Annotated in this window: 23 protein-coding genes; 19 read left to right on the plus strand and 4 right to left on the minus strand. The window is 63.5% G+C overall.

What is annotated here, in order from left to right; all coding sequences use genetic code 11:
• Window positions 1-14: 14 nt before the first annotated feature.
• The 4 genes from AC07WS_RS22010 to ompA all read right to left on the minus strand — a co-directional run bounded on the left by AC07WS_RS22010 (window position 15) and on the right by ompA (window position 3467).
• Window positions 15-1046, minus strand: coding sequence for a hypothetical protein (locus AC07WS_RS22010; RefSeq protein WP_494731142.1), 1032 nt, complete (start codon window positions 1044-1046; stop codon window positions 15-17).
• A 216-nt stretch (window positions 1047-1262) separates the two neighbouring features.
• Entirely contained in the window at window positions 1263-1955 is a 693-nt protein-coding gene (locus AC07WS_RS22015; protein ID WP_494731143.1) for an HAD-IA family hydrolase, read from the minus strand.
• 9 nt (window positions 1956-1964) lie between these two features.
• Window positions 1965-2660 carry a bifunctional 2-polyprenyl-6-hydroxyphenol methylase/3-demethylubiquinol 3-O-methyltransferase UbiG gene (ubiG, locus tag AC07WS_RS22020; RefSeq protein WP_494731144.1) on the minus strand — a complete coding sequence of 232 codons (696 nt, stop codon included), beginning with the start codon at window positions 2658-2660 and terminating at the stop codon, window positions 1965-1967.
• Window positions 2661-2753: 93 nt separating this feature from the next.
• On the minus strand, window positions 2754-3467 hold the full coding sequence (gene ompA / locus AC07WS_RS22025; protein ID WP_486064858.1) for an outer membrane protein OmpA: 714 nt from the start codon (window positions 3465-3467) through the stop codon (window positions 2754-2756).
• Between the two features lie 435 nt (window positions 3468-3902).
• On the opposite strand from ompA, the gene gyrA reads away from it, so the two are divergent.
• From gyrA to AC07WS_RS22120, 19 genes are all read left to right on the plus strand, one after another.
• On the plus strand, window positions 3903-6563 hold the full coding sequence (gene gyrA / locus AC07WS_RS22030; protein WP_494731145.1) for a DNA gyrase subunit A: 2661 nt from the start codon (window positions 3903-3905) through the stop codon (window positions 6561-6563).
• 122 nt (window positions 6564-6685) lie between these two features.
• Window positions 6686-7258, plus strand: coding sequence for a DUF2059 domain-containing protein (locus AC07WS_RS22035; protein ID WP_494731146.1), 573 nt, complete (start codon window positions 6686-6688; stop codon window positions 7256-7258).
• A gap of 10 nt (window positions 7259-7268) precedes the next feature.
• A complete protein-coding gene (gene serC, locus AC07WS_RS22040) occupies window positions 7269-8363 on the plus strand; it encodes a 3-phosphoserine/phosphohydroxythreonine transaminase (protein ID WP_494731147.1) in 1095 nt (364 codons plus the stop codon).
• 7 nt (window positions 8364-8370) lie between these two features.
• Window positions 8371-9444 (plus strand): prephenate dehydratase, encoded by a 1074-nt coding sequence (gene pheA, locus AC07WS_RS22045; protein ID WP_494731148.1) that lies wholly within the window; start codon window positions 8371-8373, stop codon window positions 9442-9444.
• A gap of 28 nt (window positions 9445-9472) precedes the next feature.
• Window positions 9473-10582, plus strand: coding sequence for a histidinol-phosphate transaminase (gene hisC, locus AC07WS_RS22050; protein ID WP_494731149.1), 1110 nt, complete (start codon window positions 9473-9475; stop codon window positions 10580-10582).
• Complete coding sequence (locus tag AC07WS_RS22055) at window positions 10582-11508, plus strand: prephenate dehydrogenase (protein WP_494731150.1); 927 nt, start codon at window positions 10582-10584, stop codon at window positions 11506-11508. Before hisC ends, AC07WS_RS22055 begins: the two co-directional genes overlap by 1 nt.
• 122 nt (window positions 11509-11630) lie before the next feature.
• Window positions 11631-12944 carry a 3-phosphoshikimate 1-carboxyvinyltransferase gene (gene aroA, locus AC07WS_RS22060; protein WP_494731151.1) on the plus strand — a complete coding sequence of 438 codons (1314 nt, stop codon included), beginning with the start codon at window positions 11631-11633 and terminating at the stop codon, window positions 12942-12944.
• A gap of 14 nt (window positions 12945-12958) precedes the next feature.
• Window positions 12959-13627 (plus strand): (d)CMP kinase, encoded by a 669-nt coding sequence (gene cmk, locus AC07WS_RS22065; RefSeq protein WP_161097403.1) that lies wholly within the window; start codon window positions 12959-12961, stop codon window positions 13625-13627.
• 105 nt (window positions 13628-13732) lie between these two features.
• Window positions 13733-15412 (plus strand): 30S ribosomal protein S1, encoded by a 1680-nt coding sequence (gene rpsA / locus AC07WS_RS22070; protein ID WP_043479897.1) that lies wholly within the window; start codon window positions 13733-13735, stop codon window positions 15410-15412.
• Window positions 15413-15422: 10 nt separating this feature from the next.
• Complete coding sequence (locus AC07WS_RS22075) at window positions 15423-15728, plus strand: integration host factor subunit beta (RefSeq protein ID WP_008446215.1); 306 nt, start codon at window positions 15423-15425, stop codon at window positions 15726-15728.
• 79 nt (window positions 15729-15807) lie between these two features.
• Window positions 15808-16110, plus strand: a complete 303-nt coding sequence (locus tag AC07WS_RS22080) for a LapA family protein (RefSeq protein WP_117014747.1) — start codon at window positions 15808-15810, stop codon at window positions 16108-16110.
• Window positions 16111-16123: 13 nt separating this feature from the next.
• Window positions 16124-17299 (plus strand): lipopolysaccharide assembly protein LapB, encoded by a 1176-nt coding sequence (lapB, locus tag AC07WS_RS22085; protein ID WP_494731152.1) that lies wholly within the window; start codon window positions 16124-16126, stop codon window positions 17297-17299.
• 13 nt (window positions 17300-17312) lie between these two features.
• Window positions 17313-18680, plus strand: a complete 1368-nt coding sequence (locus AC07WS_RS22090; protein ID WP_494731153.1) for a UDP-glucose dehydrogenase family protein — start codon at window positions 17313-17315, stop codon at window positions 18678-18680.
• 10 nt (window positions 18681-18690) lie between these two features.
• Window positions 18691-19638 (plus strand): D-glycero-beta-D-manno-heptose-7-phosphate kinase, encoded by a 948-nt coding sequence (rfaE1, locus tag AC07WS_RS22095; protein WP_494731154.1) that lies wholly within the window; start codon window positions 18691-18693, stop codon window positions 19636-19638.
• 122 nt (window positions 19639-19760) lie between these two features.
• Window positions 19761-20165, plus strand: coding sequence for a ComEA family DNA-binding protein (locus tag AC07WS_RS22100; RefSeq protein WP_494731155.1), 405 nt, complete (start codon window positions 19761-19763; stop codon window positions 20163-20165).
• 123 nt (window positions 20166-20288) lie between these two features.
• Window positions 20289-21644, plus strand: a complete 1356-nt coding sequence (locus tag AC07WS_RS22105; RefSeq protein WP_494731156.1) for a M20/M25/M40 family metallo-hydrolase — start codon at window positions 20289-20291, stop codon at window positions 21642-21644.
• 73 nt (window positions 21645-21717) lie between these two features.
• On the plus strand, window positions 21718-22128 hold the full coding sequence (locus tag AC07WS_RS22110) for a polymorphic toxin type 43 domain-containing protein (protein WP_494731157.1): 411 nt from the start codon (window positions 21718-21720) through the stop codon (window positions 22126-22128).
• 101 nt (window positions 22129-22229) lie between these two features.
• Window positions 22230-22592 (plus strand): hypothetical protein, encoded by a 363-nt coding sequence (locus AC07WS_RS22115; protein WP_494731158.1) that lies wholly within the window; start codon window positions 22230-22232, stop codon window positions 22590-22592.
• Window positions 22593-22632: 40 nt separating this feature from the next.
• Window positions 22633-23955: an MBL fold metallo-hydrolase gene (locus tag AC07WS_RS22120; RefSeq protein WP_494731159.1), complete on the plus strand. Its 1323-nt coding sequence runs from the start codon at window positions 22633-22635 to the stop codon at window positions 23953-23955.
• The last annotated feature ends 119 nt before the right edge of the window (window positions 23956-24074 follow it).

The raw sequence follows: 24074 nt of genomic DNA on the forward strand, positions 1-24074 counted from the left end.
ACGGCTGGCGGCGCTCAGCCCTTGGCGTTCCTGGCGTTCCTGGCGTTCTTGGCGGCCGCTGGCGGCGCCATGGACGCGACCATGGCCTGGCCGTCGGCGACGTGGCAGCTCAGCAAGTGGTGGCGGGCGCTGGCCACATGGTCGGAGCACAGGTAGTTGTAGCGGCCGGAGTCCTCGTACTGCAGGTCGATGGTGTATTGCGTCAGCTGGTGCTCGGCCTGCAATGCGGACAGGCGGGCGGCGCGCAGGGTGCGCTGCTCGGCGTTGCGGCTGCGCGCGCCGGCGCCCTCGAAGTAGCTGACCAGCGCCGCTTCGATCAGTTCCATGCGCCCGTCCTGCAGCGCGTCGGCCGCCGCCGGATCGGCGTTGTGCGGGGCGTCGGCCGGATCGCCGCCGGCACAGCTGACCTGGACCTGCAGTTGCTGCACCAGCAGCAGCGTGTCGAAATGCTCGCTGTGCTGCGCGTGCAGCCGCTGCAGCGCCGGCAGGCGGCCCTTGCTCAGGCGCGCCTCGTCGTCGCGGGTCTGGCCGACATAAATCACCTTGCTCGGGATCTTCAGCGCGTGGGCATAGTTTTGCAGGATGTCGTGGACCGAGAACGCCTCGATCAGGCCGCCCCAGTTCAGGGTGACGAAGTTCGGCGTCAGCGTCACGGACGGCTTCTTCATGGTGGCCGCGAACGGCACCTTGAGCTCGACGGTGATGCTGTCCCTGGCCTCGTCCGCGCCCAGCAGCAGCGGCAGCGTCAGCTTGAGCGAGAAGAAGCCCCACTGGATCGCGCCCTTGATGTCGAAGCGCACGCGCGGGCGGATCACGGCGAAGAACAGGTGGCGCTGGGTAGACGCGGCCTCCAGCTCGAACTGCATGCGGCGCTGGTAGCGGCCGATCGGATCGCGGATGTCCGGGCTTTGCGGGAAGCCGGCCACCAGGTCGTACCAGTGGTATTTGGCATTGGCCACGCCGACCATCCAGCTTTGCGGCGTGCCCGGTTCGGACTGCTCGGAGTAAGGCTGCGACGATGGGGCAGCCAGCTCAGGAAAAGTCATAAAACTCCTGAAAGGAAAGTTGAGATAGTGGTGACTGTCTCCCTTCCCATTCAGCGAGTTTGTGGCTTGCAGGAAATAAGTAATACTACGCAGTCGGGGCCGATTATACGTAGTTAAACTGGTTGAACAACCGATTAGTGTGCTTGTTCAAATGGTAGCGTTTTCATTGAGTCGTCTATACAACAGTTAGCGTTATCAAATGCAAAATCGCTAATTTTACGCGGCCAGTTCGGATCTGCCGGACAATGTTTCTTGCAGCAGTACCAATAGTTGCAAAGGACTATCAAACAGATAGTCAGCCTGCCAGCCCTGCGGTTCGACCGCGCCGCAGTAGCCCCAGCCGCAGGCGATGGTGGGCATAGCGGCGGCCTTGCCGGCCTGGATGTCGCGCAGGTCGTCGCCCACGTACCAGCACTGCTCGGGCGCCAGACCGAGGCGGGCGGCCGCCTCGAACAGCGGCGCCGGGTGCGGCTTGGCGTGCGCCGTGGTGTCGCCCGACACCACGCAGGCCGCGTGCGCCAGGCCGATCTGCGGCAGCAGCGGATCGGTGAAGCGCGCCGGCTTGTTGGTGACGATGCCCCATTGCAGCCCGGCCTGCTCGATGCCGGCCAGCAGCTCGACGATGCCGGGGAACAGCGAGCTGTGCACCGCCATGGCCGCCTGGTAGTTGGCGAAGAAGCCGTCGCGCAGCGGGATGAAGCCCTCGTCCTCCGGCTTGAGGCCGAAGGCCGCGCCTATCATGCCGCGCGCGCCGGCCGAGGCGGTCGGGCGCAGCAGTTCGTAGGCTGCCGGTTCCAGGCCGCGCTCGGTGCGCAGCAGGTTGACGGCGGCCGCCAGGTCGGGGGCGGTGTCGGCCAGTGTGCCGTCGAGGTCGAACAGGATGGCGCGCGGAGGATTGATCTGGGTCATAAACGGTCTTTACAGCGGACGGGTGGTGGCGACCAGGTAGTTGACGCTGGTGTCGTCGTTCAGGGAGTAAATCTTGGTCAGCGGGTTGTAGCCCATGCCCTTGAAGCCCTGCAGGTCGAGGCCGGCGCTGCGCACGTATTGCGACAGCTCGGCCGGCGTGATGAACTTGTCGTAGTCGTGGGTGCCCTTGGGCAGCATGCGCAGCAGGTATTCGGCGCCCAGGATGGCGAACAGGTAGGCCTTGGGATTGCGGTTGAGCGTGGAGAAGAACACATGGCCGCCCGGCTTGACCAGGGTGGCGGCGGCGCGCACGATGGCGCTCGGGTCCGGCACGTGCTCCAGCATTTCCATGCAGGTGACGACGTCGAACTGGCCCGGCTCCTGGGCCGCCATTTCCTCGGCGGCGATCAGCTTGTAGCGCACCGCCACGCCCGATTCCAGGCTGTGCAGGTCGGCCACCTTCAGCGCTTTTTCCGACAGGTCGATGCCGGTCACGGTGGCGCCCTTGCGCGCCATCGATTCGCTCAGGATGCCGCCGCCGCAGCCGATGTCGATCACCTTCTTGCCGGCCAGCGGCGCGCGCGCGTTGATCCACTCCAGGCGCAGCGGGTTGATCTCGTGCAGCGGACGGAACTCGGAGGTCGGGTCCCACCAGCGATGGGCGAGGTCGGAGAATTTTTGCAGTTCTAAGGGATCGGCGTTCATCGGTTCAGCTCATAGGGACTAATCCCGCTATTCTAAAGCAGCGGGCAAAAAAAAACCCCGCCGGAGCGGGGCTTCGAGTCACGGAACGCGCAATTACTTGCTGGTGCCGACTACTTCGATTTCTACGCGACGGTTCTTGGCGCGGCCTTCTGCAGTCTTGTTGTCTGCAACTGGCTGTTTCTCGCCCTTGCCTTCGGTGTACACGCGGTTAGCTTCAACGCCTTTGGAGATGATGTAGGCTTTGACGGCTTCAGCGCGGCGTACCGACAGCTTCTGGTTGTATTCATCGCTACCAACGGAGTCGGTGTGGCCGACGGCGATGATGACTTCCAGGTTGATCGAACCCAGTTTCGAGGTCACGTCGTCCAGTTTCGCCTTGCCTTCTGGTTTCAGAACGGCTTTGTCGAAGTCGAAGAACGCGTCGGCTGCGAAGCTGACTTTTTGTGCGGTTGGCACTGGTGCGACTGGCTTAGGTGCTGGTGCCGGGGTAGGCGCCACTGGAGCCGGTGCTGCCGGGGCTGCTGGAGCGACGCACTTGCCGTCCACCAGTTTCTCTGGCTCAACGCACAGTGGCAGATCGCAACCTGGAACGGCATCGGCCGGGGTCCAGTAGCCGGTGCGCCAGCACAGGCCGAACGGGTCGCGGGCGATCACGCCGCGTGCGTCTTGCACGTAGGCGCTCTTAGGGGTTGCTGCCTTGATGTCCTGGGTAACAGGCGCATACGGAGGAGCGGTAGGCGCGGTTTGTGCAATAGCCGAGCCAGCGAATGCAGCCGATACGGCCAACATCGAAATCAGTTTTTTCATATTTTTCTTCCTTTCGGGGGTGATATCCGCAGAAAAACTGCGCGACGTAGTGATACGTGGGGCGAATTCTACCACGCAGGGACGGCGCGCCTGTCTCCCGATTGCGAAACGAGCAATTAACTTCTAATCCATTTTGCCACAAGCTATCTTTGGGCGTGAAAAGGGCACAACATGAGTCCTTTTTGATTCCGACCAAAATGTTGTTTTGTTGCAACGTGATTATCGATAATAATTGAGTAATGTGTCATGACTATTACATGGCGTTACAACGTGCCGTGGCCCGCAGCGGCGGGCGGCGCGCCGGAATTGTGCTGGTTGCTGTGCGCGCATGCTAAAATCGCACGCTTGCCTGTCCGTAGTGAGAGGCGCTAGAAATGCAGTACGTGCGGCATACATTGCTTAATAAACCACAGTCAAAGATCAGTCGACCCGCCAATGGATCAATTCGCAAAAGAAACAATCCCTATTTCCCTCGAAGAAGAGATGCGCAAGAGCTACCTCGATTACGCCATGAGCGTGATCGTGGGCCGCGCCTTGCCTGACGTCCGAGACGGCCTCAAGCCGGTGCACCGCCGGGTTCTGTTCGCGATGCACGAAATGAACAACGTGTGGAATCGCCCTTACGTCAAATGCGCCCGTGTGGTGGGCGAGACGATGGGTAAGTACCACCCGCACGGCGACGCGTCGATCTACGACACGCTGGTCCGCATGGCGCAGGACTTCTCGCTGCGCTACATGCTGGTCGACGGCCAGGGCAACTTCGGCTCGGTCGACGGCGACGGCGCCGCGGCGATGCGCTACACCGAGTGCCGCCTGGACAAGATCTCCGCCGAGCTGCTGGCCGACATCGACAAGGAAACCGTCGACTTCCAGCCCAACTACGACGGCAAGGAAAAAGAGCCGACGGTGCTGCCGACCCGCATCCCGAACCTGCTGATCAACGGCTCGTCCGGCATCGCGGTCGGCATGGCGACCAACATCCCGCCGCACAACCTGCATGAAGTGATCGCCGGCGCGCTGCACGTGCTGCGCAATCCGCAGTGCACGATCGACGAGTTGATCGAACTGATCCCGGCGCCGGACTTCCCGACCGGCGGCACGATCTACGGCGTGTCGGGCGTGCGCGACGGCTACCGCACCGGCCGCGGCCGCGTGGTGATGCGCGCCAAGACCCACTACGAGGAATACGGCAAGGACGGCGGCCGCACCGCCATCATCGTCGACGAGCTGCCCTACCAGGTCAACAAGAAATCGCTGCTGGAACGCATCGCCGAGAATGTGCGCGACAAGAAGCTCGAAGGCATTTCCGACATCCGCGACGAGTCCGACAAGTCGGGCATGCGCGTGGTCATCGAACTGAAGCGCGGCGAAGTGCCGGAAGTGGTGCTGAACAACCTGTACAAGCAAACCCAGCTGCAAGACACCTTCGGCATGAACATGGTGGCCCTGGTCGACGGCCAGCCGCGCCTGCTGAACCTGAAGGAAATGCTGAGCTGCTTCCTGTCGCACCGCCGCGAAGTGGTCACGCGCCGCACCGTGTTCGAGCTGCGCAAGGCGCGCGAGCGCGGCCACGTGCTGGAAGGCCTGGCCGTGGCGCTGGCCAACATCGACGACTTCATCGCCATCATCAAGGCGGCGCCGACGCCGCCGGTCGCCAAGACCGGCCTGATGGACCGTTCCTGGGATTCGTCGCTGGTGCGCGAGATGCTGGCCCGTACCGGCGACGGCACCACCGCCGGCGGCATCGACGCCTTCCGTCCCGAGCACCTGCCCAAGCACTACGGCATGCAGGCCGACGGCATGTACAAGCTGTCCGACGACCAGGCGCAGGAAATCCTGCAGATGCGCCTGCAACGCCTGACCGGCCTGGAACAGGACAAGATCGTCAACGAGTACAAAGACGTGATGGCCGAGATCGCCGACCTGCTGGACATCCTGGCCAAGCCGGAGCGCGTGACCACCATCATCACCGACGAGATGACCCACGTGGTCAACGAATTCGGCGACCCGCAGAAGGACCCGCGCCGCTCCAACATCGAGCACAACGCGACCGACCTGGGCACCGAGGACTTGATCACGCCGCAGGACATGGTGGTGACCCTGTCGCACACCGGCTACATGAAGGCGCAGCCGATCTCCGAGTACCGCGCGCAGAAGCGCGGCGGACGCGGCAAGCAGGCCATGGCGACCAAAGAGGAAGACTGGATCGACCAGCTGTTCATCGCCAACACGCACGACTACATCCTGTGCTTCTCCAACCGCGGCCGCATGTACTGGCTCAAGGTGTGGGAAGTGCCGCAGGGTTCGCGCAACTCGCGCGGCAAGCCTATCGTCAACATGTTCCCGCTGGCGGACAACGAGAAGATCACCGTTATCCTGCCGCTGTCCGGCGATAACCGCACCTTCCCCGAGGACCACTACGTGTTCATGTCGACCAGCCTGGGCACCGTGAAGAAGACGCCGCTGAAGGACTTCAGCAATCCACGCAAGGCCGGCATCATCGCGGTCGACCTGGACGAGGGCGACTTCCTGATCGGCGCCGCGCTGACCGACGGCCAGCACGACGTGATGCTGTTCTCCGACGCCGGCAAGGCGGTGCGCTTCGACGAGAACGACGTGCGTCCGATGGGCCGCAACGCCCGCGGCGTGCGCGGCATGAACCTGGACGAAGGCCAGCGCGTGATCGCGCTGCTGGTGGCGGAAAACGAGCAGCAGTCGGTGCTGACGGCCACCGAGAACGGCTTCGGCAAGCGTACTCCGATCATCGAGTACACCCGCCACGGCCGCGGCACCAAGGGCATGATCGCGATCCAGACCTCTGAGCGCAACGGCAAGGTGGTGGCGGCGACGCTGGTCGATTCGACCGACGAGATCATGCTGATCACCACCGGCGGCGTCTTGATCCGCACCCGCGTGTCCGAGATCCGCGAGATGGGCCGCGCCACCCAGGGCGTGACCCTGATCGCGGTCGAAGACGGCACCAAGCTGTCCGGCCTGCAGCGCGTGGTGGAGACCGACATCGACGAAGTCGAGCTGGAACCGGGCCCTGATGCCAAGCCGGACGAAGCTCAGCCAGACGAAGCTCAACCTGAGTAAGTCCTAGCACACACCGCCCCGGATCCAGGTCCGGGGAGAGCGGGGTCAGGTTTATTGCGCGGATAAATGCGACAATAAGACTGATCCCGCTTTTTCTTTTTGAACGAATTTTTGAGGCGACTATGAAAAAAATTGTAGCAAGCATCGTTACCGCGTTCGCCTTGATCAGCGCCCCGGCATTTGCGCAAGCCGACGCCGCCACTACCGCAGCCGCCCAAGAGTTGTTCGACGCGATGAACCTGCGCTCGCTGATGACCGGCGTGATGCAGCAGATGGCGCAAAACATCGGCACTTCGATGCGCGCCGGCGCCGAGGCGTCGATCAAGAACAACCCCGGCACGACGCCGGAACAAAAGAAGCAGGCGCTGGCCAAGATGGAAGCCGAACTGCCCGCCGCCATCAGCACCTTGCAGGGCGCTATCAACGATCCTGGCATGATCGACGAGATCCTCGCCGCGTCGGTGCCGCTGTACGCCCGCACCTATAGCGCTGATGAACTGCACCAGATCACCGCCTTTTACCGCTCGCCGGTGGGCGCCAAGATGCTGTCCACCATGCCCAAGCTGACTGCCGAGAGCATGCAGATCGGCCAGGAGATCGCGATGCGACGCCTTGGCCCGCTGATGCAGAAGCAGCAGCAACTGGCGCAGGAGCAGGAGCAAAAGCAGAAGCCGAAACAACCCGCCAAAAAATAAGGATCGCAACGTGACTCATATCTATAACTTTTCGGCCGGCCCCGCCGTCTTGCCGAAGGAAGTGCTGGCGCAAGCCGCTGCCGAGATGCTGGACTGGCATGGCAGCGGCATGTCCGTCATGGAGATGAGCCACCGCGGGCCGGAGTTTATTTCGATTTACAAGGCGGCCGAGCGCGATCTGCGCGAGCTGCTGGCAGTACCGGACAACTACAAGATATTGTTCATGCAGGGCGGCGGATTGTCGCAGAACGCCCTGGTGCCGCTGAACCTCGTCGGCCACAAGCCGCAGCCAGCGACCATCGATTTCATCCACACCGGTTCGTGGTCGGGCAAATCCATCAAGGAAGCCGCCAAGTACGCCAACGTGAACATCGCCGCCTCGTCGACGACGCAAGTGCCGCCGCAGTCGGAGTGGAAGCTCACGCCCGGCGCCGCCTACCTGCACATGTGCACCAACGAGACCATCGACGGCATCGAGTTCGACTTCGACGCCGGCGTGCCGGCGCCGCAGGAAGGCGTGCTGCTGGTGGCCGACATGTCCTCGCACATCCTGTCGCGCCGCGTCGACGTGTCGAAGTACGGTTTGATTTTCGCCGGCGCGCAGAAGAACATCGGCCCTGCCGGCGTGACCATCGTCATCGTGCGCGAAGACCTGCTGGGCAAGGCGCTGCCGGCCTGCCCGTCGGCGTTCGACTTCAAGCTGGTGGCCGACAACGAGTCGATGTACAACACGCCGCCCACCTACGGCATCTACATCGCCGGCCTGGTGTTCCAGTGGCTGAAGAAGCAGGGCGGCGTGGCCGAGATGGAGAAGCGCGCCATCGCCAAGGCCGAACTGCTGTACGCGGCGCTCGACGCCGACGATTTTTACCAGACCCGCGTGGCGAAACAAAACCGTTCGCGCATGAACGTTCCTTTCTACCTGAAGGACGAAAGTCATAATGAGGCATTCCTGGCCGGCGCCAAAGCGCGCGGGCTGCTGCAACTGAAGGGCCACAAGTCCGTCGGCGGTATGCGCGCATCGATCTACAACGCGATGCCTATCGAGGGCGTGCAAGCGCTCGTAGACTACTTGAACGAATTCGCAGGCCGCACCGGAAAATAAGCTCATCATGACTGACAAACTGACACCCTTGCGCGAGCAGATCGACGCCATCGATGCCCAGATCCTCGACCTCTTGAACCAGCGCGCCAAAGTGGCGCAGCAGGTCGGCCACGTCAAGGCCGAAACCAACGCCCCCGTGTTCCGTCCCGAGCGCGAGGCGCAGGTGCTGCGCGGCGTGGCCGAGCGCAATCCCGGCCCGATGGGCGACGGCGAGCTGCAAACCATCTGGCGCGAGATCATGTCCGCCTGCCGCTCGCTGGAGAAGCGCGTCACCATCGCCTTCCTCGGGCCGGCCGGCACCTACACCGAGCAGGCCGCGTACGAGCAGTTCGGCACCGCCGTCGACGTGCTGCCTTGCTCGTCGATCGACGAGGTGTTCCGCGCCACCGAGGCCGGCACCGCCGAATTCGGCGTGGTGCCGGTCGAGAATTCGACCGAGGGCGCCATCGGCCGCACGCTGGACCTGCTGCTGCATACGCCGCTGTCGATCAGCGGCGAGGTGTCGCTGGCGGTGCGCCACAGCCTGCTGACCGGCACCGGCAACATGGACGGCATCACCGCCATCTGCGCCCACGCGCAGGCGCTGGCGCAGTGCCAGATCTGGTTGAACAACAACTACCCGGACATCGAGCGCCGCGCCGTGTCGTCCAACGCCGAGGCGGCGCGGATGGCGCGCGACGACCACACCATCGCCGCCATCGCCGGCGAGCGCGCCGGCGTGCGCTACGGCCTGGGCACGGTCAAGGCCAACATCCAGGACGATCCGCACAACCGCACCCGCTTCGCGGTGATCGGCCAGCTGCGGGCCGGCCCCTCTGGCAAGGACCGCACCTCGCTGGCGCTGGCCGCGCCGCACAAGGCAGGCTCCATCTACCGCCTGCTTGGATCGCTGGCCCGGCACAATGTGTCGATGACGCGCTTCGAGTCGCGCCCGGCCCGCACCGGCACCTGGGAATACTATTTCTACGTCGACGTCGAAGGCCATGTGCAGGACGAAGGCGTGGCCAAGGCGCTGGAGGAGCTGCAAAGCAACGCGGCCTTCTTCAAGGTGCTGGGTTCCTACCCGGTCAGCCTGAACTAATTTTTTTAACGAGAATCTGAGAGAGACCATGTCCAAGAATTACGGCCCCGAATACGTCCGCGCTATCGCTCCTTACCAGGCGGGCAAACCGATTGCGGAAGTCGCGCGCGAATTCGGCCTCGATGAAGAGGCCATCGTCAAGCTGGCGTCGAACGAGAACCCGTTCGGCGTGCCGGCATCGGCGGTGCAGGCGATGAACGCCGCCGCCGCGGAGCTGGGCCGCTACCCGGACGCCAACGGTTTCGACCTGAAGGGCGCGCTGTCCAAGCGCTACGGCGTGCCGGCCGAATGGATCACGCTGGGCAACGGCAGCAACGACATCCTGGAAATCGCCGCCCACGCCTTCGTCGAGCGCGGCCAGTCGGTGGTGTACTCGCAGTACTCGTTCGCCGTGTACGCGCTGGCGACGCAGGGCGTGGGTGCGCGCCACATCGTGGTGCCGGCCAAGGACCATGGCCACGACCTGCCGGCCATGCTGGCCGCGATCGAGGACGACACCCGCCTGGTCTTCATCGCCAACCCGAACAACCCGACCGGCACCTTCATCCCGGCCGCCGAGATCCAGGCCTTCCTGGACAAGGTGCCGGCCGGCGTGGTGGTGGTGCTGGACGAGGCCTACAACGAATTCCTGGCCGAAGAAAACCAGTTCGAATCGGCCGAGTGGGTCAAGAAGTATCCCAACCTGCTGGTCTCGCGCACCTTCTCCAAGGCGTACGGCCTGGCCGGCCTGCGCGTGGGCTTCGGCATCGCCCAGCCGGCGCTGACGGACCTGATGAACCGCATCCGCCAGCCGTTCAATGTCAATTCGCTGGCGCAGGCTGCGGCCATCGCGGCGCTCAACGACAAGGACTTCCTCAAGCAGAGCGCCGTCAACAACACCGCCGGCTATCAGCAGTTCACCGAGGCCTTCGATAAACTGGGCTTGAAGTACGTGCCGTCGTATGGCAATTTCGTGCTGGTCAAGGTCGGCGACGATGCCGGCGCCGGCGCGCGCGTGAACCTGGCGCTGTTGAAGCAGGGCGTGATCGTGCGCCCGGTCGGCAACTACGGCCTGCCGGAGTGGCTGCGCATCTCCATCGGCCTGCCGCAGGAAAACGCGGTGCTGATCGCGGCGCTGACCAAGGCGCTGGCGGAGTAATGCTGAACAAGGTCGTCATCTTTGGCGTGGGCCTGATCGGCGGATCGTTCGCGCGGTCGCTGAAGAAGGCCGGCGCGGTCGGCAGCGTGGTGGGCATGGGCCGTTCGGCGGCCTCGCTCCAGCGCGCGCGGGAGCTGGGCATCATCGACGTGATCGGCGTCGCCGATGCGGGCGGTGGCGGCTGCACGATGGCCGAGGCGCTGCGGGACGCGGACCTGGTGCTGCTGGCCGCGCCGGTGGCGCAGACCGAGGCGATCCTGGCGGCGATGGCGCCGCATCTGCAGCCGGGCACCGTGGTCACCGACGCGGGCAGCACCAAGTCCGACGTGGTGGCCTCGGCGCGGCGCGCGTTGGGCGGCAAGATCGCCCAGTTCGTGCCGGGCCATCCGATCGCAGGGCGCGAGACCAACGGTCCCGAGGCGGCGATCGACGATCTGTACGTCGGCAAGAAGGTGGTGCTGACGGCGCTGGATGAGAATTCGGCGCAGGATGTCGAGCGCGTGGCCGCCGCGTGGCGCGCCTGCGATGCGATCATCCATCGTTTGACTCCGCAAGAACATGACAGGGTGTTTGCCGCCGTGAGCCATCTGCCGCATTTGCTGGCCTATGCGCTGGTGGACGACATCGCGAACAAACCGCATGCGGATTTACTGTTTCAGTATGCGGCCAGCGGCTTCCGCGATTTCACAAGGATCGCGGGGTCGTCGCCCGAAATGTGGCGCGACATCAGCCTGGCCAACCAGTCGGCGTTGTTGACGGAGCTTGATGCCTATCTGGCACAATTAACGGGCCTGCGTGCCCGTCTCGCCGCCGGCGACGGGGCAGGGCTGGAGAGCGTGTACGCCAACGCCCAGCGCGCCCGCCATCAGTGGATTACAGCGATCGAGGCGGCCGAGGCGCCGCCGTCGCAGGACAAAGCAGACTAGGAGGCTTGCGCGCACCACCCCTAAGACGATGGGGTCGGACCCCGTACGGGGTCCGACCCCGGCCGCCGCAGTGCGGGGTTCGCGGGTGCCGCGCAGGCCGACGCTCAATAGAACGGAACAGTATGAACCACGAATTTATCGATCTTCAAACCGTCGCCCACGTCGAGGGCGCGGTGCGCCTGCCGGGCTCGAAATCCATCTCCAACCGCATCCTGCTGTTGTCGGCGCTGTCGCAGGGCGACGTCGACATCGTCGACCTGCTGGCCTCGGACGACACGGCCGTGATGCTGGCCGCCCTGCGCTCGCTGGGTGTGCAGTGGACCGAGGAGAAGACCGCCACCGGCACCATCCACCACGTCAAGGGCGTGGCCGGCGTGCTGCCGAACAAATCGGCCGACCTCTTCATGGGCAACGCCGGCACCGCCATTCGTCCGCTGACCGCCGCGCTGGCCGTGATCGGCGGCGACTACACGCTGCATGGCGTGCCGCGCATGCACGAGCGTCCGATCGGCGACCTGGTAGACGCCCTGAACGCCGCAGGCACCAACGTCGAATACACCGGCAACCCCGGCTTCCCGCCGCTGCACATCAAGCAGGGCAAGATCCACGCGCAGCGCCTGTCGGTGCGGGGCGACGTGTCGAGCCAGTTCTTGACCGCGCTGCTGATGGTGGCGCCGCTGATGGCGCGCGAACACGCGATCAGCATCGACGTGGTCGGTGAACTGATCTCCAAGCCCTATATCGAAATCACGCTCAACCTGATCCGCCGCTTCGGCGTGACGGTGGAGCAGAACGGCTGGGAGTCGTTCACCATCCAGCCCGGCCAGGTGTACCAGTCACCCGGCACCATCCATGTCGAGGGCGACGCCTCGTCGGCGTCCTACTTCCTGGCGGCCGGCGCCATCGCCGGCGGCCCGGTGCGGGTCGAAGGCGTGGGCAAGGACAGCATCCAGGGCGACGTGCGCTTCGCCGCCGCGCTGGAGCAGATGGGCGTGCAGATCACCATGGGCGACAACTGGATCGAGGCCAAGTCGAACGGCGTGTTGAAAGCCATCGACGCCGACTTCAACCACATCCCCGACGCCGCCATGACCATCGCCATCGCCGCGCTGTACGCCGACGGCACCAGCACGCTGCGCAACATCGCTAGCTGGCGCGTCAAGGAGACCGACCGCATCGCCGCCATGGCGACCGAGCTGCGCAAGGTCGGCGCCATCGTCGAGGAGGGGCCCGACTACATCAAGGTCACGCCGCCGGCCGTGATCACGCCGGCCACCATCGACACCTACGACGACCACCGCATGGCGATGTGCTTTTCGCTGGTGTCGCTGGACGGCGCCGCCCGCAAGGGCAACGTCATGCGCATCAACGATCCCAAGTGCGTGGGCAAGACCTTCCCCGAGTATTTCGCGGCATTCGCCGCCATAGCAAAATAAACAATATAAACAAAATGGTCACTTCCCCAATTCCAGTCATCACCATCGACGGTCCCACCGCATCCGGCAAGGGCACCGTCGCGCACCGCGTCGCCGATAAGCTCGGCTTCCACTACCTGGATTCTGGCGCCCTGTACCGTTTGACCGCGTTGTCGGCGCTGCGCCGCGGCACCGATCTGAACGACGAGCACGCCCTGGCCAAGCTGGCCGAGCACCTGCAATGCAGCTTCCAGGGCGGCGACATCATCCTGTCGCACGAAAACGTCACCGAGGCCATCCGTGCGGAGGAGGTGGGCAACACCGCTTCAAAAATAGCAACCTTCCACGCCGTGCGCCACGCGCTGCTGGGGCTGCAGCTGGGCTTCCGCAAGGCGCCGGGCGTGGTGGCGGACGGCCGCGACATGGGCTCGGTGATCTTCCCGAACGCCGCGCTGAAGGTGTTTTTGACCGCCAGTGTGGCGGCGCGCGCGGAGCGCCGCTATAAGCAATTGATTGGCAAAGGAATTTCTGCTAATATGGAAGACCTACTGATGGATTTGCAGGCGCGGGACGACCGGGATACGAACCGGACCATCGCGCCGCTGGTCCCCGCAGAGGGGGCGCATGTGCTCGACACCTCGAATATGACCGCTGACGAAGCGGTCGCCCAGGTGTTGCAGTGGTATGCGGCCATCGGTAAATAGCTGGTGTCGCGGTCGCTCTGATGGCCGTGGCGTTTATCAACCCTAACCCAACTGAAGTCGCATCTCGCGAGCCTTGTTGGTAACCTGGAAGTTACAATGTCTAATATGGAAAGTTTTGCAGCCCTCTTCGAAGAATCCCTGTCGCGTCAAGACATGCGTTCGGGCGAAGTGATCTCGGCTGAAGTCGTTCGTCTGGATCACAACTTCGTGATCGTCAACGCCGGCCTGAAATCGGAAGCATTCATCCCAGTTGAAGAATTCAAGAACGACCACGGCGAACTGGAAGTCAAAGTAGGCGACTTCGTTTCCGTGGCGATCGAATCGCTCGAAAACGGTTTCGGCGACACCATCCTGTCGCGCGACAAGGCCAAGCGTCTGGCTTCGTGGCTGGCACTGGAAAAAGCCATGGAATCGGGCGAAATCGTTGTCGGTACCGTCAACGGCAAAGTCAAGGGCGGCCTGACCGTTCTGACCAACGGCATCCGCGCCTTCCTGCCGGGCTCGCTGGTCGACACCCGTCCAGTCAAGGACACCACCCCATTCGAAGGCAAGACCCTCGAATTCAAAGTGATCAAGCTGGACCGCAAGCGTAACAACGTCGTTCTGTCCCGCCGCGCCGTCATCGAAGCTTCGATGGGCGAAGAGCGTCAGAAACTGATGGAAACCCTGAAAGAAGGCACCGTGGTTACCGGCGTCGTCAAGAACATCACCGACTACGGCGCGTTCGTGGATCTGGGCGGTATCGACGGCCTGCTGCACATCACCGACCTGGCATGGCGTCGTGTGCGTCACCCATCGGAAGTGCTGACCGTTGGCCAGGAAATCACCGCCAAGGTTCTGAAGTACGATCAAGAGAAAAACCGTGTGTCCCTGGGCGTGAAGCAACTGGGCGACGATCCTTGGACCGGTCTGTCCCGTCGTTACCCACAAGGCACCCGTCTGTTCGGTAAAGTCACCAACCTGACCGACTACGGCGCGTTCGTTGAAGTTGAACAAGGCATCGAAGGCTTGGTCCACGTTTCCGAAATGGACTGGACCAACAAGAACGTCGCTCCAAACAAAGTTGTCCAGCTGGGCGACGAAGTTGAAGTCATGGTTCTGGAAATCGACGAAGAGCGTCGCCGTATTTCGCTGGGCATGAAGCAGTGCAAAGCGAACCCATGGGATGACTTCGGCGTGACCCACAAGAAGGGCGATAAAGTCCGTGGCGCGATCAAGTCGATCACCGACTTCGGCGTGTTCATCGGCCTGGCCGGCAACATCGACGGCCTGGTGCACCTGTCCGACCTGTCCTGGACCGAAACCGGCGAAGAAGCCGTGCGTCGCTTCAAGAAAGGTGACGAACTGGAAGCCATCGTTCTGGCCATCGACGTTGAGCGCGAGCGCGTTTCCCTGGGCGTCAAGCAACTGGAAGGCGACCCATTCAACAACTTCGCAGCCATGAACGACAAGGGCGCGCTGGTTACCGGCACCGTGAAATCGGTTGAGCCTAAAGGCGCCGTGATCCAACTGTCCGAAGAAGTCGAAGGCTACCTGCGCGCGTCGGAAATCTCGCGTGACCGCGTGGAAGATGCTGGCACCCACCTGAAAGTCGGCGATTCCGTCGAGGCTCTGGTGATCAACATCGACCGCAAAGCACGTTCGATCCAACTGTCGATCAAAGCTAAAGACAGCGCTGAAACTGCAGAAGCCATGCAGAAGATGGCCGCGACCGACAACAACGCAGCTTCGGGCACCACCAGCCTGGGCGCGCTGTTGAAAGCCAAGTTCGATAACAAGAACTAAGAACTAGTCGATGACTAAGTCCGAGTTGATCAACCGCCTGGCTGAGCGTTATTCTCAGCTGGTGGCCAAAGATGCGGAGTATGCCGTCAAGACCATTCTGGATGCGATGACCAACGCCCTGGCGACCGGTCAGCGCATCGAGATCCGCGGTTTTGGCAGTTTTGCTCTGAACAGCCGGCCACCGCGCATCGGACGTAATCCGAAGTCGGGCGACAAGGTGATGGTGCCCGAGAAACGGGTGCCCCACTTCAAGCCGGGCAAGCAATTGCGCGAGCGGGTTGATGCGATGGTCGGGCAACCGATCATCGAGGACTGAAGCGTCTGATGAGTTAAAATAAAAGCGGCGTCTACGGATGCCGCTTTTTTTTAGAAATACTGAACAGGAAACCTGGCTAATGAAATTCATATCCACGATTATTGGATTCGTTCTTTTCGTCCTGTTTTTTGGCTTTGCCCTGAAGAACACGCAGGAAGTCGATCTGCATTTCTTCCTGCACTATGACTTGCACGGACCTCTGGTCCTGATGCTGCTGGGCTTCTTCGTGGCCGGCGCCTTCCTGGGCGTGCTGGCGTTGACGCCCACCGTGTTCCGCCACCGCCGCGAAACGAACAAGCATAAAACCACGATCACCACGCTGCAGTCGAGCGCGCTGCAGGCCAACGCCCAGCCGCAGCCCGACAGCGTCAACACACAATAAAAAAACACAAAGCATGGAATTCGAACTCTGGTGGTTATTGGGTATCCCGGTCTTCTTCGGACTGGGCTGGGTCGCCGCGCGCGTCGACATACGTCAGCTGGTATCGGAATCGCGCACGCTGCCGCGCGGTTATTTCAAGGGCTTGAACTTCCTGCTCAACGAGCAGCCGGACAAGGCTATCGACGCCTTCATCGAGATCGTCCGCATGGACCCGGAGACGGCCGACATGCACTTCGCGCTGGGGAACCTGTTCCGCCGCCGCGGCGAGACCGAGCGCGCCATCCGCGTGCACCAGAACCTGCTGTCGCGCCCGGACCTGCCGCAGGAGCAGAAGGAGCACGCGCAGTACGAGCTGGGCATGGACTACCTGAAGGCCGGCCTGCTGGACCGCGCCGAGGAAACCTTCAACGCCATGGTCAGCGGCCAGTACGCCGTGCAGGCGCGCCGCGCGCTGCTGGAGATCTTCCAGCGCGAGAAGGAGTGGCCGCGCGCCATCGAGGCGGCGATCGGCCTGCAGGAATCGGGCGCCGGTTCGCGCCAGAAGGAAATCGCGCAGTTCTACTGCGAGCTGGCGCAGGACGCGCTGGTGCACATGCATCCGGAAGAGGCGCTGCCGCTGCTGGACAAGTCGCTGCACGCCGACCGCGTCAACGTGCGCGCCACCATGCTCAGCGGCGACGCCCAGCTGGCCCAGGGCGACATCGAGGGCGCGCTGCTGACCTGGCGCCGCGTCGAGCAGATCAGCGTGCCGCATACGGCGCTGGTGGCGCAGCGCATGATGGACGCCTACCGCAAGGTGGGCCGTCCGCAGGAGGGCGTGAACCTGCTCAAGTCGTATCTGGAACAGGCCTCGTCGATCGACCTGATCGAGGTGGTCTACAAGGCGGTGCTGGAGCTGGACGGCGTGGACGCCGCCAAGCAGCTGGTGAGCAACGAGCTGCGCCGCACGCCGACCCTGCTGGGTCTGGACAAGTTGCTGGAGGCGCGCCTGATGGATGCGCCGGCCAGCCTGGTGCCGGAACTGTCCATGGTCAAGAACCTGGTCCACGGTTATACGCAAAAGCTGGCGCGCTATCAGTGCAGCCACTGTGGTTTCAAGGCGCGCCAGTTCTACTGGCAGTGCCCGGGATGCAGCCGCTGGGAGACCTATCCGCCGCGCCGCACCGAAGAACTCAACGTCATGAACTAAGAAGAGCACCAACATGAAAATCACCATCATCGGCACCGGCTATGTAGGCCTCGTCACCGGCGCTTGCCTCGCCGAGCTGGGCAACGACGTCTTCTGCCTCGACGTCGACCAGAAGAAAATCGACCTGCTCAACAACGGCGGCATCCCGATCCACGAGCCGGGCCTGGAGGAAATCGTCGCGCGCAACCGCGCCGCCGGCCGCCTGCAGTTCTCCACCGACGTGGCCGCCTCGGTGGCGCACGGCTGCCTGCAGTTCATCGCGGTCGGCACGCCGCCGGACGAGGACGGCTCGGCCGACCTGCAATACGTGCTGGCAGCCGCCAGGAACATCGGCAAGTACATGACCGAGTTCAAGGTCGTGGTCGACAAATCCACGGTGCCGGTCGGCACCGCCGACCGCGTCAAGGCCGCCGTGCAGGCCGAGCTGGCCGCGCGCGGCGACGCCTCCAAGTTCTCGGTGGTGTCCAATCCCGAGTTCCTCAAAGAGGGCGCGGCGGTGGAAGACTTCATGCGTCCCGACCGCATCGTCATCGGCTGCGACGGTACGCCGGAAGGCGAAAAGGCCCACGGCCTGATGAAGAAGCTGTACACGCCGTTCAACCGCAACCACGAACGCACCTTCTGGATGGACGTGCGCTCGGCCGAGTTCACCAAGTACGCGGCCAACGCCATGCTGGCCACCCGCATCTCGTTCATGAACGAGCTGGCCAACCTGGCCGACCAGGTGGGCGCCGATATCGAGGCGGTACGCCACGGCATCGGTTCCGATCCGCGCATCGGCCACAGCTTCCTGTACGCCGGCGCCGGCTACGGCGGTTCCTGCTTCCCGAAAGACGTGCAGGCGCTGGAACGCACGGCGCGCCAGTACGACCAGGACCTGCTGATCCTGCGCGCGGTGGAGGCGGTCAACGACAAGCAGAAGCTGGTGCTGGGCCAGAAGGTGGTCAAGCGCTTCGGCGAGGATCTGCGCGGCAAGCACTTCGCGGTCTGGGGCCTGGCCTTCAAGCCGAACACCGACGACATGCGCGAAGCGCCGGCCCGCGTGCTGATCAAGCAGCTGCTGGACGGCGGCGCCACCGTGGCGGTGTACGACCCGGTCGCGATGGCCGAAGCCAAGCGCGTGCTGGCGCTGGACCTGAACGCCGAGGAACTGGCGCGCATCCGCTTCGCCGCCAGCCCGATGGACACGCTGGCCGCCGCCGAGGCGCTGGTGATCGTCACCGAATGGAAGGCCTTCCGCAGCCCGGACTTCGACCGCATCAAGTCGTCGCTGAAGCAGGCCATCATCTTCGACGGCCGCAACCTGTTCGAGCCGGAAGTGATGGCCGAGGCGGGCTTCGAATACCACGGCATCGGCCGTTCCATCCTGACCCGAGTTTAACGAGGTATTTGTGAGCACTGACCTTACGATATACAAAGCACCGGCATTGGAGCAGGTGCGCATCCTGGTGGTTGGCGATGTGATGCTGGACCGTTACTGGTTCGGCGACGTCAGCCGCATTTCGCCGGAAGCGCCGGTGCCCATCGTGCGCATCGAGAAGCGCGAGGCGCGCCTGGGCGGCGCGGCCAACGTGGCGCGCAACGCGGCCGCGCTGGGCGCGCGCGCCGGGCTGCTGGGCGTGGTGGGCGCGGACGAGGCCGGCAACGAGGTGGAGCAGATGCTGCAAAGCGGCGGCATCCACAGCTACCTCAAGCGCGACGACGCCATCTCCACCATCATCAAGCTGCGCGTGATCGGCCGCCAGCAGCAGATGGTGCGCATCGATTTCGAGGAGCCGCCGACCGACACCGTGCTGCGCGACAAGCTGCTGCAGTTCAAGGCGCTGCTGGCCGACTACGACGTGATCGTGCTGTCGGACTACGCCAAGGGTTCGCTGGTGAACGTGGCCGACATGATCGCCTCGGCGCGCGCGGCCGGCAAGGTGGTGATGGTCGATCCCAAGGGCGACGACTTCAGCCGCTACGCCGGCGCCACCGTGCTGACGCCGAATAAGTCGGAAATGAAGCGCATCGTCGGCAGCTGGAACAGCGAAGAGCAGCTGACCGCCAAGGCGCAGGCGCTGCGCGCCGAGCTGAAGCTGGACGCGCTGCTGCTGACCCGCTCGGAAGAGGGCATGACCTTGTACACCGACGGCGAGCAATTCCACATGCCGGCGCAGGCGCGCGAGGTGTTCGACGTCTCCGGCGCCGGCGACACGGTGATCGCCACCATGGCCGCCATGCTGGGCGCGGGCGTGGGCTGGAACGAGGCGGTGCAGACGGCCAACCGCGCCGGCGGCATCGTGGTCGGCAAGCTGGGTACGGCGACCGTGACGCGCGAGGAGTTGTTCAACGCCTGACGGCCGGGCTTTGAGGCATGTCACAAAAGCTTCATGGATTATCTGTCAACCGTCGTCGAGGCTGGCCGTTAAGGGTGTTCAAGGCGCGCTTGCCGCCTTTCACCCACCATGGAGATTGAGACATGTTCAAGAAACTTTTGCTGGCTGTTGCAACCCTGATTGCAACGATGGGCTTCGCTTTCGCGCAGGTCGACGTCAACAAGGCTGACGCCGCCGCGCTGGACTCGGTCAAGGGCATCGGCCCGGTCAAATCGAAGGCCATCCTGGAAGAGCGCAAGAAGGGCGATTTCAAGGATTGGGCGGACTTCGAGAAGCGCGTGAAGGGCGTCGGCGAGAAAAGCGCCGTCAAGCTGTCGCAAGCGGGCCTGGTGGTGAACGGCAAGCCGCTGGATGGCGCGCCTGCCGCCACGGCGCCAACCGCCAAGGCCGATAAAGCCGCCGCCAAGGCCGACAAGGCCGCGGCGAAGGCCTCCAAGGCCGACAAAGCCGCAGCAGCCTCCACGCCGGCCGCGCCGCCTGCCAAGTAATCCGCCGCAGCCCTGCAACCCGCAGCCAGCCGCTGCGGGTTTTTTGTTTGTGTTTTGTTTCCCAGTCAAAAATGGCTGTCGATCCGTGAGAAGATATTGCGAACTTTTCACCGGAGACCGACGATGCCTTGCAAGTTCCTCACCTTGTCGCTGCTGGCAGTCGCGCCGGCCTTCGCGGCTGCGCCCGACACTGGCCGCCATCAGGCCCAGATCGACCAGATCGTCCGCGAGATTTCGCCGGCCCGCATCGAAGGCTATATCAACAAGCTGGCCGGCTTCCGCACGCGCCACACGATGTCGGACACGGTCTCCGACACCGAAGGCATAGGCGCGGCGCGGCGCTGGATCAAGAGCGAGCTGGAGCGCTGCGGCGCGGCCCAGGGCGGGCGCCTGCAGGTGGCGTTCGACAGCCATGTCGCGCCGGTGTCCGCGCGCATCAGCCGGCCGACCGAGATCGTCAACGTGGTGGCGACGCTGCCGGGCACGCAGGCCGCATCCGTGGACCGCATGTACGTGGTCAGCGGCCACTACGACTCGCGCAACACCGACATCATGGACGCCAAGGGCGATGCGCCCGGCGCCAATGACGACGCCTCCGGCACCGCCGCCGTGATGGAGATGGCGTGCGTGATGGCCAAGTACAAGTTCGACGCCACCCTGGTCTTCATGACGGTGGCGGCGGAAGAGCAGGGCTTGCTCGGCGCGGCGCACTGGGCCGAGCAGGCGAAGCAGAAGAACCTGAACATCGCCGGCATGTTCACCAACGACATCATCGGCAGCTCGCGCGACGAGCACGGCAAGGTGGACGACACGCAGGTGCGCTTGTTTGCCGAAGGCCTGCCGGTGCAGAAGGAAAACAGCGACGCCGTGCGCACGCTGATCCAGACCGGCGGCGAGAACGATTCGCTGTCGCGCCAGCTGGCGCGGGCGGTGAAGGAGGCCGGCGAGCGTTACGTGCCCAAGTTCAAGGTCAACATCATCCAGCGCCGCGACCGCTACCTGCGCGGTGGCGACCACATGCCGTTCCTGGAGCGCGGCTACGCGGCGCTGCGCTTCACCGAGCCGGCCGAGGACTTCAACCACCAGCACCAGAACATCCGCACCGAGAACGGCGTGCTGATCGGCGACCTGCCGCGCTACGACGACTTCAACTACATCGCCCAGGTGGCGCGGGTCAACGCGGCGGCCTTGTCGTCGCTGTCGCTGGCGCCGGCCGCGCCGGCCAAGGTGCAGGTGCGCACCGCCAAATTGCAGAACGATACCGAGCTGGTCTGGCAAGCCAACGCCGAGCCCGACCTGGCGGGCTACCGCATCGTCTGGCGCGACACCACGGCCGCCGACTGGCAGGGCAGCCAGTTCGTCGGCAAGGCCACCGAGTTCACGGTGCCGCTGTCGAAGGACAACTACTACTTCGGCGTGCAAGCGATCGACAACGACGGCAACGCCAGCCCGGCCAGCTATCCGACGCCGCTGCGTTAATTGGCGTTGAACTCGTTTTGCTCAGACTCCGATTGAGAACTCCGCCGTACAGTGAGCTTTTTGAGTCCACTACATGGCGGAGAAAACATCCGGCTGGCCGGTAACGGGAGGCTCGGGCCCGGTAGCCGGGATCATTGGAATTACCGACCAGACGTCGGTTCGTGCGCTGTGCGGATATTATCCGCCGGGGAACGGCGTTGAGTTTGTCTACGTCCCGTCGGCGCGGCAATTTGTCACGGGTCGGCCTGTCGTGTGCCGCTTTAACGGATCGCCGCACCAACAACTTGCACATTCGATTAACTCGGTACATAGTTATGTCCTGGGCGGTATGCTTCAGCGCGGGCTTCACGGGGAGTTTTTGACCAATGAGCAAAGCGGGCATTACGGCCAAAATTGGACCAATTTTTATCGTCATTTTTTTCCTCGGTGGCTAATGGAAATGACGGGGCTGGCGGTATCGCATCAATCCTGGGAGGCGAAATGAGAGCGCCGTCGCTTTTGCTTGCGGATGAAGCATGGCCATATTGCTGGCTGATGGAAATTAGTGGCCGCAAGCTCGGGGTTCATACACACGAAGGATGGTGCATGCAGTCACAAGGTGTGGCGCATGTCATTGATTCCGAGAAAATGTGTATGCATCTTTTGCCGGTTCTTGAGTTGGACTTTCAGGATTTCTCTGGATTTCTGAAGGATGCCGAGAGCCGGTTTCCGGAATATGCGGCGAGCATACGGGGATTTCCAGCCAGGTCGCTATTGCGGCATGCGTTGAGCGCTTCCGTCAGCGGTTATTGGCCGGCGAGGGCGTTGACCTGGCTCGATAACGATCCGTTGATGCAGGATGAATTGAAAGCCGAACTACATCTTTTCGCTCTCAATAAAGTCATGCCGCAGGGAAGCCGGCAAGTGGCGAAGCGGATGGTACGGAATCTCTCCGCCGTTTCGGTTTGAATGCGATATCATCGCGGCCCCGTTGTCGCTCACCCATCTTATGACACTCAAGATCTCCCGTATCCTGCACGCAGGCTATGTCTTCGAATGCGACGGCACGCTGATCGCGTTCGATCCCATTTTTGAAAATCCGTTCAGCAGGAATTGCCACGCCTTTCCCGACGTGCGCTTCGATCATGCGCTGATACGCGGGATGAAACCGGATGCGGTGTTCATCTCGCATTTTCACGACGATCACTGCTCGCTGGAGAGCCTCGATCTGCTCGACCGCGATACGCCGATCTACCTCTACTGCCTGTTCGATGAACTGTTCGCGATGATACGCGAGCTGGGTTTCGTCAACGTGTTGCCGCTGGTGGTGGATGCCCCGGTGCGGGTCGGCGCGATCGAGGTCATTCCGCGCCGCGCGCTCGATGCCGATGTCGATTCGATGTTCCACATCCGCGCTGCCGGCCTGAATGTGCTCAATGTGGTCGATTCGTGGATGGACCCGGAAACGCTGGAGCAGCTCAAGCCTTACGCGCCGTGGGACATGGTGCTGTGGCCTTTCCAGACCATGCGCGAGATCGATGTCATCGCGCCGTCGCGCGCGCAGGGCGGCGTGCCTGCGCTGCCGGAGGAATGGCCGGAGCAGTTGCAGGCGCTGGCGCCGCGCTATGTGGTGCCGAGCTCCTGTCAGTTCGTGCAGGAGCCCTGGTCGTGGTACAACCATGCGCTGTTCCCGATCACATACCGCCAGTTCGCGCGGGAGGTGGGCGCGTGGCTCCCCGCTGCGGCCATCGTCCGCCTGAATCCATCGGTGTCGGTGGCGCTGACGCCGCAAGGGCTGGCGCCATCCGCGCCGCTGCCGTGGGTGCTGCCGGTCGGCGAGCAGGATGTCGATTATGAATACGACGCCGAGATCGTGCCGCCGCCGACGTCCGACGTCGCCCGCCACTTCGCGCCGCTCGATGCCGAACAGACTGCGCTGGCGCTGGACTTCTGCCGCAGCGGCCTGCCGGAAAAATACGCGGACATGGAACTGCCATCGGACAGCTACTTCGCCACGCCATGCATCTGGCAGCTCTCGGTCTACGACCATGAGGGCGCGGTGCGGCAGTTCCGTTACCGCGTCCACGGCGACCGCATCGCGCTCACCGGCGACGAGGAGGCGCCCACGTGGATGACCGAAATCCCCATCGCCAAACTGTATGCCGGCCTGGCGCTGGGCGAGTCGCTGACGTCGATGTACATGCGCATCAACGGCGCGCCGCCGGACGCCGATATCGTCGATGATCCCCTGATCCGCTGCCTGTTCAACGACGCCTTCGGCGCGTATCAGTCTGCACAACTGCAACGCATCAAAGAAAGATCCGCAGCATGACGTGGGACAGCCGAGCCAGGCCGGGATAGGCGTCAGGGACAATTAGCAACAGTTATGCAAGCCGTTGCACGCGCCGCGCCAGATTGGTGCGTATTGGGTCTACAATTGTCGCAGACAGT

Source organism: Duganella sp. GW821-FHT01E12, assembly GCF_059422325.1.

What these genes read in the sequence shown, in the direction of transcription:
- ompA (WP_486064858.1), bottom strand. Translation starts at nt 3,467, where the DNA reads ATGAAAAAACTGATTTCGATGTTGGCCGTATCGGCTGCATTCGCTGGC.
- AC07WS_RS22105 (WP_494731156.1), top strand. Translation starts at nt 20,289, where the DNA reads ATGCCTTGCAAGTTCCTCACCTTGTCGCTGCTGGCAGTCGCGCCGGCC.
- lapB (WP_494731152.1), top strand. Translation starts at nt 16,124, where the DNA reads ATGGAATTCGAACTCTGGTGGTTATTGGGTATCCCGGTCTTCTTCGGA.
- hisC (WP_494731149.1), top strand. Translation starts at nt 9,473, where the DNA reads ATGTCCAAGAATTACGGCCCCGAATACGTCCGCGCTATCGCTCCTTAC.
- AC07WS_RS22100 (WP_494731155.1), top strand. Translation starts at nt 19,761, where the DNA reads ATGTTCAAGAAACTTTTGCTGGCTGTTGCAACCCTGATTGCAACGATG.
- AC07WS_RS22015 (WP_494731143.1), bottom strand. Translation starts at nt 1,955, where the DNA reads ATGACCCAGATCAATCCTCCGCGCGCCATCCTGTTCGACCTCGACGGC.
- gyrA (WP_494731145.1), top strand. Translation starts at nt 3,903, where the DNA reads ATGGATCAATTCGCAAAAGAAACAATCCCTATTTCCCTCGAAGAAGAG.
- AC07WS_RS22080 (WP_117014747.1), top strand. Translation starts at nt 15,808, where the DNA reads ATGAAATTCATATCCACGATTATTGGATTCGTTCTTTTCGTCCTGTTT.
- pheA (WP_494731148.1), top strand. Translation starts at nt 8,371, where the DNA reads ATGACTGACAAACTGACACCCTTGCGCGAGCAGATCGACGCCATCGAT.
- AC07WS_RS22090 (WP_494731153.1), top strand. Translation starts at nt 17,313, where the DNA reads ATGAAAATCACCATCATCGGCACCGGCTATGTAGGCCTCGTCACCGGC.
- rpsA (WP_043479897.1), top strand. Translation starts at nt 13,733, where the DNA reads ATGGAAAGTTTTGCAGCCCTCTTCGAAGAATCCCTGTCGCGTCAAGAC.
- AC07WS_RS22110 (WP_494731157.1), top strand. Translation starts at nt 21,718, where the DNA reads ATGGCGGAGAAAACATCCGGCTGGCCGGTAACGGGAGGCTCGGGCCCG.
- AC07WS_RS22115 (WP_494731158.1), top strand. Translation starts at nt 22,230, where the DNA reads ATGCAGTCACAAGGTGTGGCGCATGTCATTGATTCCGAGAAAATGTGT.
- AC07WS_RS22055 (WP_494731150.1), top strand. Translation starts at nt 10,582, where the DNA reads ATGCTGAACAAGGTCGTCATCTTTGGCGTGGGCCTGATCGGCGGATCG.
- AC07WS_RS22120 (WP_494731159.1), top strand. Translation starts at nt 22,633, where the DNA reads ATGACACTCAAGATCTCCCGTATCCTGCACGCAGGCTATGTCTTCGAA.
- aroA (WP_494731151.1), top strand. Translation starts at nt 11,631, where the DNA reads ATGAACCACGAATTTATCGATCTTCAAACCGTCGCCCACGTCGAGGGC.
- cmk (WP_161097403.1), top strand. Translation starts at nt 12,959, where the DNA reads ATGGTCACTTCCCCAATTCCAGTCATCACCATCGACGGTCCCACCGCA.
- AC07WS_RS22010 (WP_494731142.1), bottom strand. Translation starts at nt 1,046, where the DNA reads ATGACTTTTCCTGAGCTGGCTGCCCCATCGTCGCAGCCTTACTCCGAG.
- AC07WS_RS22035 (WP_494731146.1), top strand. Translation starts at nt 6,686, where the DNA reads ATGAAAAAAATTGTAGCAAGCATCGTTACCGCGTTCGCCTTGATCAGC.
- ubiG (WP_494731144.1), bottom strand. Translation starts at nt 2,660, where the DNA reads ATGAACGCCGATCCCTTAGAACTGCAAAAATTCTCCGACCTCGCCCAT.
- AC07WS_RS22075 (WP_008446215.1), top strand. Translation starts at nt 15,423, where the DNA reads ATGACTAAGTCCGAGTTGATCAACCGCCTGGCTGAGCGTTATTCTCAG.